Consider the following 17,739-nt stretch of genomic DNA (forward strand, 5'->3'; position numbering starts at 1 on the left):
ACTTTTTTACCTATCCATTATACTCATACATATGAGTATAATTTTTCTAAACTAAAAAATCGTTACAGAAAAGTTACAAATACATTCCAAAAAAAAAGATTGGCAAAAGCCAATCTTTTTTTATTATTCATTTCGGACTGATTTTGGCGTTACACCTAAATGATCATTTAATTTTTTTGAAATATCTTTTACATTTTTTTCATTTGGAATGTAATAATAAATACCACCGATACGTTTATCTGTACCTTCTATTTGCAATTTTTCCATTTCCAAATTAGATCCTGCCATATTTTTTGTAATGGCAAGCATATCGTCAAATGTTAAGTTCGTTTTCATATTTTTATCAACCGCATCTAGTAAAGAGCCCATTTTGCTAATTGATTGAACAGACATCGCTTTTTTAGCAATTGCTTCTATTACAAGTTGCTGTCTCTGTCCACGCATTGCGTCACTATCAATTTTACGCGTTCTTGCAAGTGCAAGTGCTTGTTCTCCATTTAAATGTTGGTAACCTTTTTCTAAATGGATCATACCAGCTTGGTCTTTACTATCTTGTTCAGTGAAAGTAACTGGTACATCAATATCAATACCACCAATTGAATCGACAATTTGTACGAATGATTCAAAGTTAAACTTCACATAATAATCAACAGGGACATTTAAGAATCTTTCCACCGTATCGCGTGTGCTTTCTACGCCACCAAATACGTGAGCATGAGTAATTTTATCTAATTTTTTTCTAGTTGGAATATAAACACGTGAATCACGTGGAATACTTACTAGCTTAACAGACTTATCATCTTTATTAATTGTTGCTAATAAAAGTGCATCTGTTCGAACTGCTTCGCCATATTGGCTTTTTCTCATTTCACTTCCATCTACACCCATGATTAATATTGAAATATTATCCTTTAAAGGTTCAACTTCTTTATCACGCTTTGATGACTTTTCAATTTTCGCATACGCATCATTTACAACAGCTTTTGCTTTATTATATATAAACGAACCATATCCTACTCCTCCAAAAATAAGTAGGAAAAATGGAATTAATATGAACCATTTTATTGACTTTCTTTTAGAACGCTTTTTATTACTTCTCGTATTTTGTTCTAATTCAGAGCTCATACCCATTCGCCTCTCTTTCTCTTTACCAAGTATAATGTAAGTCTATTTATCTTCATATTGAATTTCCTTTCATTAACCTTACAATTTTGTAAGGTTACTACTAAAACCCAATATGTATTCCATTTCACATTATACTCTCGTACTTATTTTTGGCAAGTCACTATTTACCAATTTCAAAAATTTAGCACTTCGCAACATGCAAATTTATAAATTCATTAACTCTTTCATTTTAAATTAGGATATCTTTTTCCAGATAAACGATATGAATAAAGAGTCCAGCTAATGATAAAACCTCTATGAATACAGTATATTTCACGTTATTATTTCTCAAACGGCGTATACATGCTTTTCTTCCCCTGATTATCAATAAAAGCCGACTTTGCTTTTATTTTCGTTTTTTCTACTTCCATGTCTTCATTTGAGAAGTTCACAATGATTTTAATATTTTTTCCATAAGAAACAGATTGTACTAGCTTATCTTCTGACAAATACGCAAAATTCGTCATCTCTTCTTTTACTGCTTTTTCATGAACTTCATTCCAAACTTTTAGATGCTCTGTAATTTCTTTTTTATGTTTATTCCACTCTACTTCATCTAAATGGTACAACGGAGGAACATTATACAATAATTCAGACAGCATTCGATTTCCAACTTCATCTTTTACCTTTAAACTTCCCCATTCCCAATGGTGCGTTGTAATAACGGAATCATTGTATACTAATTTATATAATGGTACCGAATATACTGGGTTTAAATACACTTGTTTATATTCTTCTTTCAATGGTACTTGTTTTGCATATTTTTCGGGAACATTTTGATTTGGTGACCAATATCCACCGACATAATACGGACTTGTTTTATTTTTCCGCATATCTTCATCGTCCCATTTAATAACAGGTGTTTCAATTCCGTGTGCAAATGCAATCGTACTACTAGCAAAATCATTTCCACCTTCAGAACCAACGACCATACCCTTTTCTTGCGCAATGTAGTCCATTCGTTTTAAACGTGCTTTTAAATCTTGCTCTTGTGTCGTTATATGTTTCGCTGAATAGTCATCGTAAATTTCACCTGTCGCATCACAATCAATAAACCATGAATTATATTTAGGACCATTTTGTAATATATCATTCATGCGTTCCTTTACACTAGGCAGCGATAAAGCCGGGTTTAACTTGCGACCTCTGCCTAAAAAGCCTTGCACCTTTTCTCCGTTTTTCTTCGTTACAGTAGCCTCTTCATATAATGATGGGTCATTAAAGGATGCTGTGTTCCAATTTTTATCACTTTTTTCGTGAATGGAATGATATGAATCATACGGACCAACTAAATACCCCATTTCCTTCGCTTTTGTCACGAAATTAGGTTGCATAAATCCTTGTTCCCAGTTCGGCAGACCAATCCACGCTTTTTCTATTCCTACCTCTTTCATTTCCTTTAGTATGTCCGTTCCATCTGCATTACCCCATTTACTTACCTCTTCAACCGCATCACCAAGTAGCGACTTTAATAAATGCTTATTTAAGCTATACAATTCTGTGTTCGTTAAGTGACCTACACCTTTCTTTAATAGCACACTAGCTTCCTGATCAACGTTTTGAAAAATATCCTCTTTATAAAATTCCTTCATGGATAATACTTCGTTTATATAACGTAAAATAACATTTTTTTGATACTTATCAATGAAATCTTGTTTACTTACTTGATCTAATACATTCAGTTCCCCAGGCTCTGAACTATTCTTTTGAATAAGTTCTTTTATATGACTAAACAGCGGGCTATTTATTTGCTCCCTTAGTTTTGGCCAATTTATATTATTTTCTGATAGACCATTTTGATTCCAAAAATAAAAATGCGCCGCTCCATATAACTTTTCGATTTCTTTATTTTTTCTAGCCTTTTCTTGTAATGTTTTAAATTCACCTTTTCGAACAATATCATCCTTATACAGTTTAGCAATGCTTACCGCATCATTATTTGTCACATATAATTGAAATCCATATGTTTTATTTTTATTTATGCTCGGAAATTCATGTGTAAAATCAAATCCTATTTTCGGATCCGAATGAAACTTCAATTCATTATTAAACATATTGTTTGCAATATATACAATTGAATATTTCGAACCATTTAATGCGAAAAACTTCATAGAAAATGATTCAGCAAATGAATATGCATCATCCTTTAAAAACTTCTTCCAATTCTCATCATTGCTCGGAATTTGCTTACCCTCCCATAACGGAAGTGTATAATTTTCAGCTTCTACTTTCGGCCATGTAAAGCTTTCTGCACCAGTCGATTCCACTTCAATGTTTAAGTGGTCTTTTTTCTTTTCTAATTTTATTTTTACTTTTTGATCTGGATATTCCCACGATGTACGATCCTTTTCTTTTTTTACATTCGATACCTTCATTTTCGGTAGGGGTTGTGATGCCTGTTCCTTTACCCCCTCATGTTCTACAGTTAATGTGAATGTTTCTGGATTTACATCATAAGTAAAATCTTTATACGTCGATTTCTTTATTTTAGACTCTTGTACAGCATTACTACCTTTTACGTCACAACCGACTAAAGTCGAAAACGACATAGTTGTAAGAAGACATATCGCTATCATTTTTTTCATCCTCTGCACCTCCACCAATGAATATACAGGTGCTTTGTTACAGGAATGTGGCAAAAAATAATAGAGCTAGCATTTTGCTAGCTCTATTTGGAGTATTAAAAGTTGATATGAACAACTATAACTTGCTTAGAAGATATGTAATACAGTAACTGCATTTTTTCTCAACAATTATGAAACTAAACAAATCAAAATTTTAACAAGCATTCTTTAACTGAAAAAATAAGTGTATACAATGTATCCTAAAAGTAGTACTAAAATGATTATCCCTGTACCTTTCCAATTCATACCGCCTGCTATATCAACTGGACTACCTGTTTCCGCTCTATTGAGTCCGTCATGTAAAGAACCCGTAGGATTACTTTTTAATTCACTTTGTCTCATACGCTCTCTTTTTTCTTCTGGTGACTCTTTATTCATGTAATCACCTCCAAAATGAATGCACTCTTTACTTACATTATTCAAAATCAACATTTGTTTTATATTTTTTTCCGAAAAAACCTAATTTAAAATAGGTTTGCAACGTAAAGAAAGCTAGCCATGCCAGCTTTCTTTACGATCCAATATGCTCTTCCTTATTTACAATAATACCTTTATGGTCGATTTCAAGCTCACATACTTTCATATCTGTAAATACTCTCGCTAATTGCTCAGCGATTTCTTGACGTTTCTCATATGGTGCTAATATAAAAATAGATGGTCCCGCACCGCTAAGTGCTGTGCCGTACGCACCAAATTCTTTTGCGCATTTACGAATAGATGGTAATAACGGTACGAGTTCTAAACGATATGGCTCGTGAAAATGGTCTCTCTCCATCATTTCACCTACAACTTCCCACCGCTTTTGACATAATGCAGCTACTAATACGTTACTTATCGCACTCGCTTTAACTGCCTCATGAAACGGAAACATCTTTGGTAATACAGATCGACTTTCATCTGTATTTAATTCTTCATTCGGAATGAGAGAAACTACACCTAATTCCTTGCTCTCAATTCTTACGACGGAAACATCCTTTCCATCAAGTGCTCCAATTACAGTTCCACCTAATATAGAAGCAGCAACATTATCAGGATGTCCTTCAAAATTTGTAGCAATTTGAACTTTTTGATCAGCAGTTAAGTTCAAATTGCCTAGTTGATTCGCAAGCTCTATCCCAGCTACAATCGCTGATGCACTACTTCCTAGCCCTCTCGTTAATGGGATATTACTAGTAACTTCTATTATATGAGGTGATATAGAAGGACAGACTTTACATGCCGTGCTAACGATTAAATTTTTATCGTCTGTCGGAATTGATTCTTCAAAGGAATGGATCACTTGCCATTTATCAGCTTTTTCTTTAACCACCACATCTAAATACAATGACAAAGCTATTCCAACTGAATCAAATCCAGGACCAACATTCGCCGTACTAGCAGGGACACGAACGCTAAATGGTATCACGACATAATCACCCCTTTAATATGATCTTTAATTTGTTCTATATCATTTGACACACTTGCGATGTCTAGTTGATTTGAAGAAATAGCGATATCAGGATCCTTCAAACCATTTCCAGTTAATACTGCAACAACTGTTTCTCCCTTTTTGATTTTTCCAGATTCAACATGTTTAATTACGCCGGCTAATGAAGCATTTGATCCTGGTTCAGCGAAAACTCCTTCAGTTTTTGCTAATAACCTATACGCATGTAAAATTTCTTCATCTGATACCATATCTATTTCACCACGAGACTGCTCGGCAGCCTCTACTGCATACGACCAACTTGCTGGGTTACCGATGCGAATCGCTGTTGCAATTGTTTCAGGTTCTTCAATTACATGCCCTTTTACAATTGCAGCTGCTCCTTCCGCTTCAAAACCATGGATTCTTGGCTTCTTATAACCTTTTTCTTTCTCATATTCACAGAAACCTTTCCAATATGCTGTAATATTTCCTGCGTTCCCAACAGGGATAGCTAGAACATCTGGTGCATTTTGCAATTGGTCACAAATTTCAAATGCTGCCGTTTTTTGCCCTTCAATTCGATAAGGATTCACTGAATTTACTAACGTAATCGGCTCTTCTGCAGCAATATTTCTTACAGCCTTAAGTGCATCATCGAAATTCCCTTCTATTGAAATAATTTCAGCTCCATAAGCGACCGCTTGCGCTAATTTTCCATGTGCAATCTTTCCTTCTGGTATTACGATAATACATTTCATCCCAAGACGTGCCGCATATGCTGCAGCTGATGCTGATGTATTACCTGTTGATGCACAAATGATTGCTTCTGAACCTTCTTCTTTCGCCTTAGCAACTGCCATGACCATACCACGATCTTTAAAAGAACCTGTCGGATTCGCTCCTTCGTACTTACCGTATAGCTGAATCCCTAATTGTTTTGATATGTTTAATAATGGAATAAGTGGTGTGTTTCCTTCCATTAAGCTGACATCAGGTGTATTTTCATTCACCGGTAAATAAGAAGCATACTGTTTTAATAGTCCTTTATACATATTGTTTTTCCTCCTCAATAATGTAGTAACTGTTTATTTCACTTGCGACAGCTTCTATCGCTCCTAAAACTCGTTCAAATTGATACTTGGAAGTTCGATGTGTCACAACAACGACTTCTGCCAGTTCACGGTTTAAAGGTAATTGAATAACTTCTTTTAAACTTACAGAGTAATTAACGAAACATTCTGTTATTTTTTGTAACATCCCAGGCTCATCTCGTAATGAAATGCGTAAGAAATATTTCGAAACTACTTCTTCATCACCTTGTAATTCATAAGGAACTGGTTCTTTTAACGCACTTTTATTTTTCGGAACTTGATTCATATTTTTAACGATGGAAATAATATCACTTACTACAGCAGAACCAGTCGGTAACTTCCCAGCTCCGGGTCCATAAAACATCACTTCTCCTACCGCTTGGCCATGAACATACACCGCATTAAATTCATTATTCACATTTGATAATGGATGCTGGCTCGGTAAAAGCGTCGGTTCTACACTTAAATGAATGGCTGGTCCTTGTTTTTCAGCCTTACCAATTAACTTCATAGTAAATCCTAACTTTTCAGCCATTTGTAAATCTTCTTTTTCGACCTTTCGAATCCCTCTTACTTGCACATCATCTAATGAAACATTCATCGAAAAACCTAAGTTTGCAAGAATTGCTACTTTTCTTGCCGCATCTAGTCCATCTACATCTGCTGTCGGATCCGATTCTGCAAAACCTAATTTTTGCGCTTCCTGTAAAGCCTCTTCATAAGACCATCCATTTTGACTCATTTTTGTTAACATATAATTTGTTGTACCATTTACAATTCCCATTATTTTTTCAATTTGATCTGATGCTAGCCCGTCAGTTAGTCCTCTTAACACTGGAATACCGCCTGCTACGCTCGCTTCATAACATAAATCACAATCATTATCGTTCGCCAGTTGAAGAAGCTCTGCACCATATACAGCCATTAAATCTTTATTTGCTGTCACGACATGTTTCTTATTTCGTAAAGCCTTAACAATATGCTGCTTCGCTTCTTCAATTCCGCCCATTACCTCTACTACAATATCAATATTCGAATCATTTAGAACTTCATCTGCATGACTTGTGACTGCAATCCCGTCAATACAAACATCGCGTTCTTTTTCCAAATCACGTACAACGACTGTTTTCACTTTCACTTCGTATCCTGTATCAAGAGCGATTTTTTTATAATGTTCTTTCAAAATATGAACAACACCACTTCCGACCGTACCTAAACCTAATACTCCAACATTTATAACGTTATTCATCTTCTAATCTCCTCCTAAAAGTTTAATTGTTACACCTATAAATCACCTTACTCTGCTTTTTTGTCATGCAGGTGGTGGTTATTTCCGTACTTATAAATCGTTTCATATTACCGCACCTCCTTTCAAAGTAATAAAAAAACACACTCTTCCCTAGGAAAGGGACGAATGTGTTTTCGTGGTTCCACCCTTGTTCCAATCTAGACGTATTTCTCCCTAGATTGCTCAAGTTCAGATAACGGCTGATACCGTCAATAATTACTAGATTACTCGTTCACTATTGAAGTTCAAAGGTGGTAAAATCATTTCTCGTGTTAGGAAGCTCACACCCTTGGCTTCCCTCTCTGTAAACCGTAAAAATGATTTCGTGTCCTTATCGTTACTTTTTCGTTCATGTTTATTTGTTAACTCATTATACTCGCATAAAAAACAAAATCAATACTATTTTTTAATTATTTTAAATTTTCAATCTCTAAATCCGTAAAAAAACACACTCATCCCTAGGAAAGGGACGAATGTGTTTTCGTGGTTCCACCCTTGTTCCAATCTAGACGTATTTCTCCCTAGATTGCTCAAGTTCAGATAACGGCTGATACCGTCAATAATTACTAGATTACTCGTTCACTATTGAAGTTCAAAGGTGGTAAAATCATTTCTCGTGTTAGGAAGTTCACACCCTTGACTTCCCTCTCTGTAAACCGTAAAAATGATTTCATGTCCTTATCATTACTTTTTCGTTCATGTCTATTTGTTAACTTATTATAGTTATCAACTTTTTAAAAAGCAAGCCTATTTTTACTAACTATTTTCAAAATAACTTTTTATTATATTTCACAATAGCATTATGCAACTGCCACTCAATTTACCTATTTTGTCATTTCTCCAGTTTATAAATCAACGGTTCATATATAAAGTGAAACTTTAATCAGTGGGGATTTTGTTCATCCCCACTGATTATTAGCCTTCACCAATCGGGCTTTTACGGGCAGTTGATCCCCACCTGACTTCTTTGTTTTCGCTGAATTTTGAGGTAGGGGTCTTACTGCCCGTTAATGCGGGATAAATCCCCCATTCTAAAACCCGTACATATCCGCTCCACAAAGCTATATTAATAAAATTTTCAATACAATCTTTTTGTATAACTTTCTTCTAAAGAACGTGCAACATCTTCTTCTGAAGTATTCACTTTCGCATGCTCCAGCAACATTTTTGCTGCTGATGGTAACTCTTTTTTATTTAACCAAGATTCTGGATCCCACATCTTAGAACGAATAAACGCTTTTGCACAATGAATATAACACTCTTCTATTTCAACAACAATTCCAAGCAACGGATTGCGTCCATTCGCCTGCATTTCTTTCAAAATTTCTTCGTCGTTTGTAATATACGCTCGGCCATTTATTCTGAGTGTCTCCCCAAGACCTGGAATAAAAAAGATTAGTCCTACACGTGGATTTGAAATAATATTCAAAATGGAGTCTATACGACGATTTCCTGGTCTTTCTGGAATGATAATTTTATTATTATTGAGTACGTATACAAATCCAGGTGCATCTCCTCGCGGCGAGGCGTCACACTCCCCCAACTGATTTCCAGTGGATAATACTAGAAAAGGAGATTTAGAAAGAAAATCTACGCAATGGTGGTCTAATGATGAAATGACTTTTTTCAACGCTCGCTCACTTGGTTGCCCCAATATTTTCCGTAACTCTTCCTCTGTTGAAATAATCGATTTTATTTCCGTACGCTCTATCCCCACTTATAACCACTCCTTTTTCTTTATTTTCCCAAAATTCAATACAAATATTGTATAATAAAATTTGAGGAAAGGGGAATTAAAATGACAGAGTGGTTAACAATATTTGATCCTGAAAGAAATACACTTGGGAAGAAATTACGTGATGAAGTGCATCGTGACGGCGATTGGCACGAGACATTTCATTGCTGGTTTGTAGAAAAAGATACTGAAGATATGTTTTTATATTTCCAATTACGCTCTAAAAATAAAAAAGAAGCTCCATGTATATGGGATATTACTTCAGCTGGACATATTATGCATGATGAAGATGTACAAATTGGTGGTCTTCGTGAAATTGAGGAAGAATTAGGGCTTTCCTTTCAAACTAATGATTTAACATACAAGGGAATCTTTAAAATAGATTATGAAATTTCAAATCTTACTGATCGCGAGTTTTGTCATATGTATTTTCACAACGTCATCAATCCACTTCCATTCGCACCAGGTGAAGAAGTAGACGATGTGATGAAAGTACATGCAACTTCTTTTCTACAACTATTAAAAGGAGAGATTTCATCTTTAACGACTATTTCAGTCTTAAACAATACACCGATTACGATAACATTTGAAGATATTTATCCGTATGATCTTGCATACTATGAATTTGTTATAGAGCAAGGAAAAGAATTATTAAAAAATAATAGTTTATAAATAAAATAGGACTCCTAGCATAATATTGCGTAGAGTCCTATTTTTTATTATTGTTCAAGGATTTTTAATCTACTCTCTACTTGTATAAATAAACGAATGATTAATAACAGCATAACCACTATAATCGCTATTATTGTATGTGGATATCTAAACAGTATACTAATAACACTTCCAATTAACATCATGATAAATCCGTTTTGCTTCATCACTTCTGCACTATACCTGTTACCCGCATCCCATAATTCCTTATTTTTCATAGATCGTTTCGTACGATAACCATATGCCGCATTAATATCGGTCGGTGGATTTTTTTGAAGAATAATTGCCGCAAGTATAAAAATAATACCAATCAATATGCTTATTCCTATGTTTACTAGTGCATCAATCAATTATATCCCCCCCTAACTTACACTTTCATTATACGACACAACCCTTATTTTTCCAATTTATAACACATTCACTTTCTTTCTTTTGATGTCTGGAACATACTTGGAAGTGTTACAAAACGTGCCCCTTTCGTTTTTAACTGCGGAATGATTTTGTCTAGTGCATCAACAGATCCTTGTAAATGCCCACCTGGTGTTGAATGTTGGAGGATGACACTTCCAGGAAATGAATTCCCTAACACATTATTTGTAATCGTATCAGCACTCACACCTTTCCAATCAACTGTATCAACACTCCACTGTACAATCATAAAATTTTGCTCTGTGGCCCATTTTAATTGATTTTCAAGTATTTCACCGTATGGCGGACGTATAAACTTCGGTGCATAACCAGCTAAACGATTTAATATTTCTTCCGTTTTTATAATTTGATTACGGTACTCATCCTCATTTACTTTCGCTAAGTTCGGATGACTATACGTATGATTACCAATTACATGCCCTTCATTTGCAATACGCTTTACTATGTTCGGAAATTTTTCTGCGTTTTCACCAAGTAAGAAAAAAGTAGCTTTTACATTATGTTGTTTTAACTTATCTAAAATTTTTGGCGTGAATTCTAAATCTGGTCCATCATCAAATGTAAGAGCGACTTCCGCTTTATTATACGGTCCTGAAAATGCGTACGCATATTTTTCAACCCATGAAAATGGTGTCCACGATCCACGATCATCTGCTTTCATTTGTACTTCATAATTTTGAGGGATATATGCGTATGGCAATGAGTTTATATAGTCTCCATAATAAAATGAGTTATATGGCATATAAGCATACGAAACATCTCGTTCTAGTCCCCATTGATATGGAGCAAACATTTCTGGCGAATAAAAATAATACATGATAAAAAACCTCCCTAAATTTTCATATGTGATTCATCTGCACTTTGTTAGAGAAATTGTTATTCATAAACAAAAATAAGACTGTCCTTAATTAGGAAAGCCTTACTACTTTATATTATTAATAAATTGATGTACTATCTTTTGGCAAAGCTTTCACATGTTTTAAATAGTTCGTCACTTTATCATCCTCATCTTGCGGATATTGATATTCATATGTGTTAGCGATTTCGTTCGCCACTTCCCTAAATAAATCACCCATAACAAAGAATGACTCCCATATATTTTCATATTCTGCATTAGAAAATGTCCTTTTAAATTGCTCCCACATATCTTCTTCAATATATTGCTCGAAATGCTTTCCAAACTTCCCTGTATTAACTGTAAAGTCTGTTTTCATACCAATATGCCATTCTAGCATTACGATGAACATATCTCGCACTGGTCCTTCAAGCATTCCTTTTGCATAAGAAAGTTCCTCTCGCCATAACCCTTTTGCGATATTCGTACTACACCACCAAAATTCATTACAACAATCTAAAAACTCTTTTTCTGTAGGCTTTTTTATTAAGTAATCCTTATCGCTTGCTGGCGGGAATTCTTCCAGACAATTATCTTTATCAAGAAGCAGTTTACTTAAACTATCTTGTCCAACGAACTTTTTTATTAACTCAACTGGAACTAGCGTTAAATCAATCCGATTCCCATCCATGAACTGCATTAAATATGGAAACTTCCCGTCTTCATCTGGTGGAACTAACAACATTTCTTCTGGCATTTGTACAATCATTATTTCTCCAAATCTATGAATCCAATTATGATTAGACGTAAAAGATTGTATATCATTTACAACATACATAATATCATAGTCTTGAAAACAATCTCTTTTCACATTTGGATTTACACGCGATCCATTCATGATGACAGCTCGAATTCTTTCATCCTCTATTGCTGTATTTATAATTAAATCTAACATTTCTTTTTCAGTTCTCATCTACTTATAGCCTCCAATTTTTTAATATACAATATAGTGTTATGTATATTGGAGGTCCACGAGCTAGTCTCGTTATACACGCTACACGTTATAATTTTTGAAACTTCTTTTTCATTCCTTTTCCCTCCTTACATCACTCTTTTACAACTGCCATTCCTTTCAATTTACCAATGCTTTCTACCATTCACTTTTAATTATACCGAAAATTCTGTCTTGAATACAAAAAATAAAGAAGGGACATCTACCCCTTATAGAATAGATATCCCTTCTTTTAAAGTTAAATTTAATTCCTATGGATTAGTAGACCAAAGCCCAGCAGATTTAATAAATGTACGTTTATTTAATTTCAGCTGCGCTACGATAAATTCTGCAATATCTTCTGCTTGCATTACTTTATCAGGGTTTCCATCAGTTAATCCTAAATCTACAGCCATATCAGTTGCTACTGTACTTGGAGTTAAAGCTGTTACACGAATGTTATGTTTGCGAACTTCCATCGCTAACGATTCTGTTAAGCCAAGGACACCAAATTTAGAAGCACTATATGCACTTGTTACAGGTGCGCCTTTTTGTCCTGCTGTAGATGAAATGTTAATGATATCACCAGATTGTTGTTCAATCATGCTCGGTAAAGCTGCACGAGTTGCATAGTATACACCCATTAAGTTTACTTGAATGATTTTTTCCCAATCAGCAACGTCTAGTTCTAAAAACTTACCGAATTTAGAAATACCAGCGTTATTAATTAAAATATCGATAGATCCTAAACCATTTTTTAACGTTTCAATCGCAGTTGTTACTTCTTCGTATGAAGAAACATCAGCAGTTGCAATAACGGCTTTTACACCTTCTGCTTCTACTTCTTTCGCTACAGCTTTTAAGTTTTCTTCTGAACGAGCTAATAAGCCTACATTTACGCCTTCTTTCGCTAATGCGATTGCTACAGCGCGACCAATCCCTCTACCTGCTCCTGTAATTAAAGCATTTTTACCTTGTAATAATTCTGCCAAGTATAACACTCCTTAATCATCTCAGTTATGTATTATATTAAAATTGTATCTATGTTTATGTAAAAAGGCAATGATGCACTTTCATGTGCGTAGGTTACTTGTAGGTAACTATAGAAAGGTTTTATTTATAAGTTTCATTTTTTTACCATTATTCATGTAAAATAAAAACAAATCCAGCATAGGAGAGTGTATGAGTATGAAAAGAAAAAAATGGTTCTTGTTACTAACTGCAGTCGGACTATGTATCATATTGTTTGCACTGTACTTTATATTTGGTAACCCACTAAATTATAAAGTAATAGAAAAAGATACTAGCCATTATCTCCATACTAAAAAAGGTTATAAGCAAAAAGAAATACAAAACATAACCGGAAAATATACTCCCCTTTATAATATTGGCTATTATGCAACAGTAGTATATAAAGACAAACCATATTTCACCTACTCTTATACATACGATGATAATAAAAAAATAATACAAGACAACGGTATTTTAGGAAGACACACTGAGTCATTTGAACATCTTAATTTAAACTGGTCGTTGTTTGACCAGTTAGTAGATGGTATTCATACAAACTTGCAAGGAAGAGGTTTAAGAGAAAAGAAAGATTATTCTATACGACACGTTCAATTCATTGATATAGATGACGATAAAAACGGTGCGGAAGCATACGTTGACTTTAAGAAAGATAAAGAATCCGATTACTCATATCGTATGAATAGCGAAGGAAAAGCTTATCAATATAATTGCAGTAACGGTAAATGCATTTTTAAAGAGAAATAGTGTTAGAAGGAGAACCTTCTAACACTATTTCTCTTCATGATTCGGCATACGCACAATAAATTCAGTACCTTTTCCTTCCTCACTCTCCACTTTTATCTCTCCTTGATGAAGGTCGAGTACTTTCTTTACAATAGCTAAACCTAAGCCACTTCCCCCATAGGCACGATTTCGTGAAGAATCCGCTTTATAAAAACGCTCAAAAATATGTTGTTTCTGTTCTTCTGATATACCAATTCCTGAATCACGGATACGCACTTCCACTACTGTCTCATGTTCCTTTAACTGAATAGTAATCGTACCACCGCTTGGAGTAAATTTAATACTATTATGAATTAAATTAATCCACACTTGACTCATACTTTCTTGGTCAGCAATAACATATACTTTTTCTAAATCTAGTTCTAACTCAATTTCTTTTTCAGCCCAGAGTGGTTCACTATTTAACACAATTTGCTTTAATTGTTGATCTAATCGATAGCTCACTCTTTCTGGTGTATACTCTTCTGATTCTAAAAGAGTTAGCTTTAGTAAATTTTGACTTAGTTTAGATAATCTCGTTGTTTCAGTTTCAATAATGGTAAGATAATGCTTTCTTTTTTCCTCAGAAAGATTATCGTCTTGTAGTGCTCTAGCAAATCCTTTTATAGAAGTTAACGGTGACTGTATTTCATGAGAAACATTCGATACAAACTCTTGTCTCATTTTCTCCATCGTATTCAGTTCATCTGTCATATCATTTATACTTTTTACGAGCACGCCAATTTCACCATCATACTTTTCTTCATTTCTTATTTTTACGGAGAAGTCTCCTTTTGCAATTTTTTGTATCGGTTCAATAATAGTCCAAATCATCGCCTCTCGTTTTGGTCTCATTAATATTCCAATCAATGTCCAAATAAGAATAATAAAGACAAAACCGACCATATCACTAATTAGAAAAGCAACAAACGGCGATACGTTTACGTCAAAAGCATTCAATAAACTAGTTGCTACATAAAATGCGATAGACCAAATGATAGTAAGAATAGAAAAGAGCGCTAATACCGCTCCAAATACTTTCAGCATCTTCAACTTACTCATTCGTTTTCTTTTTCTCATTTACTTACCTCTAAGCGATACCCTAATCCTCTTATTGTTTTAATACTAAATTTCGATTGCTCTTCTTGAAACTTCTCACGTAACCGATTAATATGAACGTCTAGTGTACGTTCATTCCCTTCAAAATCATATCCCCATATTTCTTCAATTAATTGCTCTCTCGAACAAGTTCTTCCCGATTTAGCCCCTAAAGTAAAGAGCAGCTCAAATTCTTTTAACGGTAACGTAACCGTTTGTTCTCCAGATGTAACTTCGAATGTTTTACGATTTAATAATACATTTCCAACTTGAATCGATTGCGAAACTGTAATTTGGTAACGTTTCAATAATGCCTTTACTCTCACTACTAGTTCTATAGGATCAAATGGTTTTACAAGATAATCATCTGTCCCAAGGTGAAATCCTTTTACTTTTTGTGATGTTTCTCCTTTGGCAGTTAGCATCAGAACCGGGATATCATAGTATTTTCTTAATTCAAAACATACATCAAATCCATCCATATTTGGCATCATGATATCAAGAATAACCATATCGACTTTTACGTCATCCATTTTCTGAAGTGCATCTACTCCATCAATTGCCTCATATGTTTGAAAACCTTCTCGTTCTAAAAATACAGAAACGAGTTCTCTAATGTGTGGATCGTCGTCTACTATTAAAATTTTAGGTATCAAAGGAACCATTTCCTTTCTACTTAGCATCTAATATATTTTTTAAAAATGAATCATCAGTGGAGTAAAATCCCACTGATGATTCATTTTATAATGCCCCCTCTTTAATTTTCAATTGCTGCGTTGCAAACTCACGATACATATCATGCGTCTGTAATAATTCATCATGCGTACCACTACCTGTAAGATTCCCTTTTTCAATAAAGATAATTTTATCTGCATCTACAACAGTAGAAAGTCTATGTGCAATCACTAATGTTGTTCTGCCTTTCATTAAGTTATTTAATGCTTTTTGAACGACAGACTCAGATTTACTATCTAAGCTTGAAGTTGCCTCATCGAGCATAAGAATTTGCGGATTTCGAAGTAACGCTCGGGCAATAGCAATTCGCTGTCTTTGTCCCCCAGAAAGCTTCACACCGCGTTCTCCAACTTCTGTTGCATAACCGTTTGGTAAGTCATGAATAAACGCATCAACATATGCCATTGCAGCTACTTTTTCAATTTCTTCATCCGTTACTTCGCCCTCGACACCATAACAAATATTATCACGAATCGTTCCATCAATTAACGGACTATCTTGTGATACGTAACCGATTTGACGTCGCCATGACTCTAATGAATAACTCGTAATTGATTCTTTTCCTAATTTAATGGCACCACTAGTTGGCTCATAAAAACGTTCCAGTAATGAGAATAACGTTGTTTTCCCACTACCACTTGGTCCTACAATCGCTGTCACTTTTCCAGATTCAATTGTGAAATCAATATTTTTCAAAACTTGCTCTTCTTCGTTATACTCAAAATGTACATTTTCAAGAACAATTGGTTGCTTAGCATTTGTCACTTTCACACCAGTTTCATGATCTTCTACTTCATATTCTAAAATCGTACTAATTCTTTCCGTTGCACCAATTGCCTTTTGGAATTGTGTAAAGAACATAGATAATTGACTCATCGGCATTACAATTTGAACTAAATACAAAATAAACGCTACAAGTTCACCGGTTGTTAATGCACCGCTAGAAACTCGCATCCCGCCATATCCTACGATAATAACAAGTAGTGCCATTAAAACAAACGACATAACTGGCGAAATTAATGCTTGCACTTTCCCTTCTTTCAAACCAAATTGTAATAACTTTTGTATACCTGTATTGCCCGTTTCATATTCTCTTTTTTCTGTATTTGAAGATTTCACTAAACGAATTTCTGATAACACTTGCGTTAACACACTTGTAAAAGATGCCGTTTCATCTTGAAGCGCTTTTGAAATCTTATACATTTTTCGTCCAAGTGGAACTAAAATTAATACAGACAACGGAATAACCGTTAAAAGTAACGCAGTCATTTTCCAATCTAAAACAAATAATACAATTAACGATCCAACAATTGAAATACCGCCTGTTAATAAGTTTGACAAATGCTCAGAAATTAACGTTTTCACAACACCTGTATCATTCGTCATACGGCTAATCGTATCACCTGTTCTATTTTGATCGTAATAAGATACCGGCAAGATAAGTACCTTTTTCCACAAACGTTCTCTTAGTCCCGCTACAATCTTCTGCCCAATATAATTTAGTAAATATATAGACAACCCTGCCGCAATAGTTTGCATTACAAAGAAAGCAACTAATCCAACAATTTGTCCTGCACTAATTGAAGAAAGCGAAAAATTATCTACTAATCCTTTTGTAAGCATAGGAATAAATAAACTCGCTCCCGTAGAAAGCAAACTCATTAATAACGCAAAAACTAAAATTCCTTTCGGAGGATTTGTATCTTGAATAAGGCGTAAAAACTGCCTCCAACTCCCTTTTTTCTTCATTTCATTTCTAACTTCCATTCCTGTTCATCTCCTCGTGGTAAACAAAACTGTTCTTTCTAAAATTAGAATACGATACAAATGTAAACT

General features: G+C 34.5%; 16 protein-coding genes and 2 other annotated features. Of the genes, 2 read left to right on the forward strand and 14 right to left on the reverse strand.

All coding sequences use genetic code 11. The features are described 5' to 3' along the window. Positions 1–123: 123 nt before the first annotated feature. The 7 genes from BLT20_RS13080 to BLT20_RS13110 all read right to left on the reverse strand — a co-directional run bounded on the left by BLT20_RS13080 (position 124) and on the right by BLT20_RS13110 (position 9,292). Positions 124–1,125 (reverse strand): LCP family protein, encoded by a 1,002-nt coding sequence (locus BLT20_RS13080; protein ID WP_002182662.1) that lies wholly within the window; start codon positions 1,123–1,125, stop codon positions 124–126. Positions 1,126–1,445: 320 nt separating this feature from the next. Next, on the reverse strand, positions 1,446–3,749 hold the full coding sequence (locus BLT20_RS13085) for a glycoside hydrolase (RefSeq protein ID WP_000738158.1): 2,304 nt from the start codon (positions 3,747–3,749) through the stop codon (positions 1,446–1,448). A gap of 207 nt (positions 3,750–3,956) precedes the next feature. Then, positions 3,957–4,166, reverse strand: a complete 210-nt coding sequence (locus BLT20_RS13090) for a DUF6366 family protein (RefSeq protein WP_001031479.1) — start codon at positions 4,164–4,166, stop codon at positions 3,957–3,959. A gap of 133 nt (positions 4,167–4,299) precedes the next feature. Then, positions 4,300–5,193 carry a homoserine kinase gene (gene thrB, locus BLT20_RS13095; RefSeq protein WP_000612102.1) on the reverse strand — a complete coding sequence of 298 codons (894 nt, stop codon included), beginning with the start codon at positions 5,191–5,193 and terminating at the stop codon, positions 4,300–4,302. Further along, positions 5,190–6,248, reverse strand: coding sequence for a threonine synthase (gene thrC, locus BLT20_RS13100; RefSeq protein ID WP_000276438.1), 1,059 nt, complete (start codon positions 6,246–6,248; stop codon positions 5,190–5,192). The genes thrB and thrC overlap by 4 nt, the downstream gene beginning before the upstream one ends. Further along, positions 6,241–7,536 (reverse strand): homoserine dehydrogenase, encoded by a 1,296-nt coding sequence (locus BLT20_RS13105; RefSeq protein ID WP_001066902.1) that lies wholly within the window; start codon positions 7,534–7,536, stop codon positions 6,241–6,243. Before BLT20_RS13105 ends, thrC begins: the two co-directional genes overlap by 8 nt. Positions 7,537–7,690: 154 nt before the next feature. Beyond that, positions 7,691–7,922 (reverse strand) — a binding site (T-box leader). Between the two features lie 115 nt (positions 7,923–8,037). Continuing rightward, positions 8,038–8,269: a binding site (T-box leader), on the reverse strand. A 384-nt stretch (positions 8,270–8,653) separates the two neighbouring features. Beyond that, positions 8,654–9,292 carry a pyridoxamine 5'-phosphate oxidase family protein gene (locus BLT20_RS13110; protein WP_000510732.1) on the reverse strand — a complete coding sequence of 213 codons (639 nt, stop codon included), beginning with the start codon at positions 9,290–9,292 and terminating at the stop codon, positions 8,654–8,656. 81 nt (positions 9,293–9,373) lie between these two features. On the opposite strand from BLT20_RS13110, the gene BLT20_RS13115 reads away from it, so the two are divergent. Further along, positions 9,374–9,982 (forward strand): NUDIX hydrolase, encoded by a 609-nt coding sequence (locus BLT20_RS13115; RefSeq protein ID WP_000141357.1) that lies wholly within the window; start codon positions 9,374–9,376, stop codon positions 9,980–9,982. Positions 9,983–10,029: 47 nt separating this feature from the next. Here the strand turns inward: BLT20_RS13115 and BLT20_RS13120 are convergent, their stop codons facing one another. From BLT20_RS13120 to BLT20_RS13135, 4 genes are all read right to left on the reverse strand, one after another. After that, positions 10,030–10,368: an SdpI family protein gene (locus BLT20_RS13120; protein ID WP_025118474.1), complete on the reverse strand. Its 339-nt coding sequence runs from the start codon at positions 10,366–10,368 to the stop codon at positions 10,030–10,032. A gap of 71 nt (positions 10,369–10,439) precedes the next feature. Then, the gene (locus BLT20_RS13125; protein WP_000291199.1) at positions 10,440–11,267 is read right to left on the reverse strand and encodes a peptidoglycan-N-acetylglucosamine deacetylase; all 828 of its coding nucleotides are present in this window, start codon (positions 11,265–11,267) and stop codon (positions 10,440–10,442) included. A gap of 118 nt (positions 11,268–11,385) precedes the next feature. After that, the gene (locus BLT20_RS13130) at positions 11,386–12,258 is read right to left on the reverse strand and encodes an aminoglycoside 6-adenylyltransferase (protein ID WP_001258500.1); all 873 of its coding nucleotides are present in this window, start codon (positions 12,256–12,258) and stop codon (positions 11,386–11,388) included. Between the two features lie 290 nt (positions 12,259–12,548). Next, on the reverse strand, positions 12,549–13,268 hold the full coding sequence (locus BLT20_RS13135) for a 3-ketoacyl-ACP reductase (RefSeq protein ID WP_000818985.1): 720 nt from the start codon (positions 13,266–13,268) through the stop codon (positions 12,549–12,551). 196 nt (positions 13,269–13,464) lie between these two features. Here BLT20_RS13135 and BLT20_RS13140 point away from each other — a divergent pair, with 196 nt between their 5' ends. Next, entirely contained in the window at positions 13,465–14,052 is a 588-nt protein-coding gene (locus BLT20_RS13140; RefSeq protein ID WP_000823542.1) for a DUF3139 domain-containing protein, read from the forward strand. Between the two features lie 24 nt (positions 14,053–14,076). Here BLT20_RS13140 and hitS read toward each other — a convergent pair whose 3' ends face one another. From hitS to BLT20_RS13155, 3 genes are all read right to left on the reverse strand, one after another. Further along, positions 14,077–15,150, reverse strand: coding sequence for an envelope stress sensor histidine kinase HitS (gene hitS / locus BLT20_RS13145; RefSeq protein WP_001231631.1), 1,074 nt, complete (start codon positions 15,148–15,150; stop codon positions 14,077–14,079). Continuing rightward, positions 15,147–15,824 (reverse strand): envelope stress response regulator transcription factor HitR, encoded by a 678-nt coding sequence (hitR, locus tag BLT20_RS13150; RefSeq protein ID WP_000612413.1) that lies wholly within the window; start codon positions 15,822–15,824, stop codon positions 15,147–15,149. The genes hitS and hitR overlap by 4 nt, the downstream gene beginning before the upstream one ends. 85 nt (positions 15,825–15,909) lie before the next feature. Further along, a complete protein-coding gene (locus BLT20_RS13155; RefSeq protein WP_000453886.1) occupies positions 15,910–17,670 on the reverse strand; it encodes an ABC transporter ATP-binding protein in 1,761 nt (586 codons plus the stop codon). Positions 17,671–17,739 lie beyond the last annotated feature (69 nt).

Origin of the sequence: Bacillus sp. cl96 (assembly GCF_900100505.1) — a bacterium.
In the GTDB taxonomy this organism is placed as follows: Bacteria; Bacillota; Bacilli; order Bacillales; family Bacillaceae_G; genus Bacillus_A; species Bacillus_A cereus.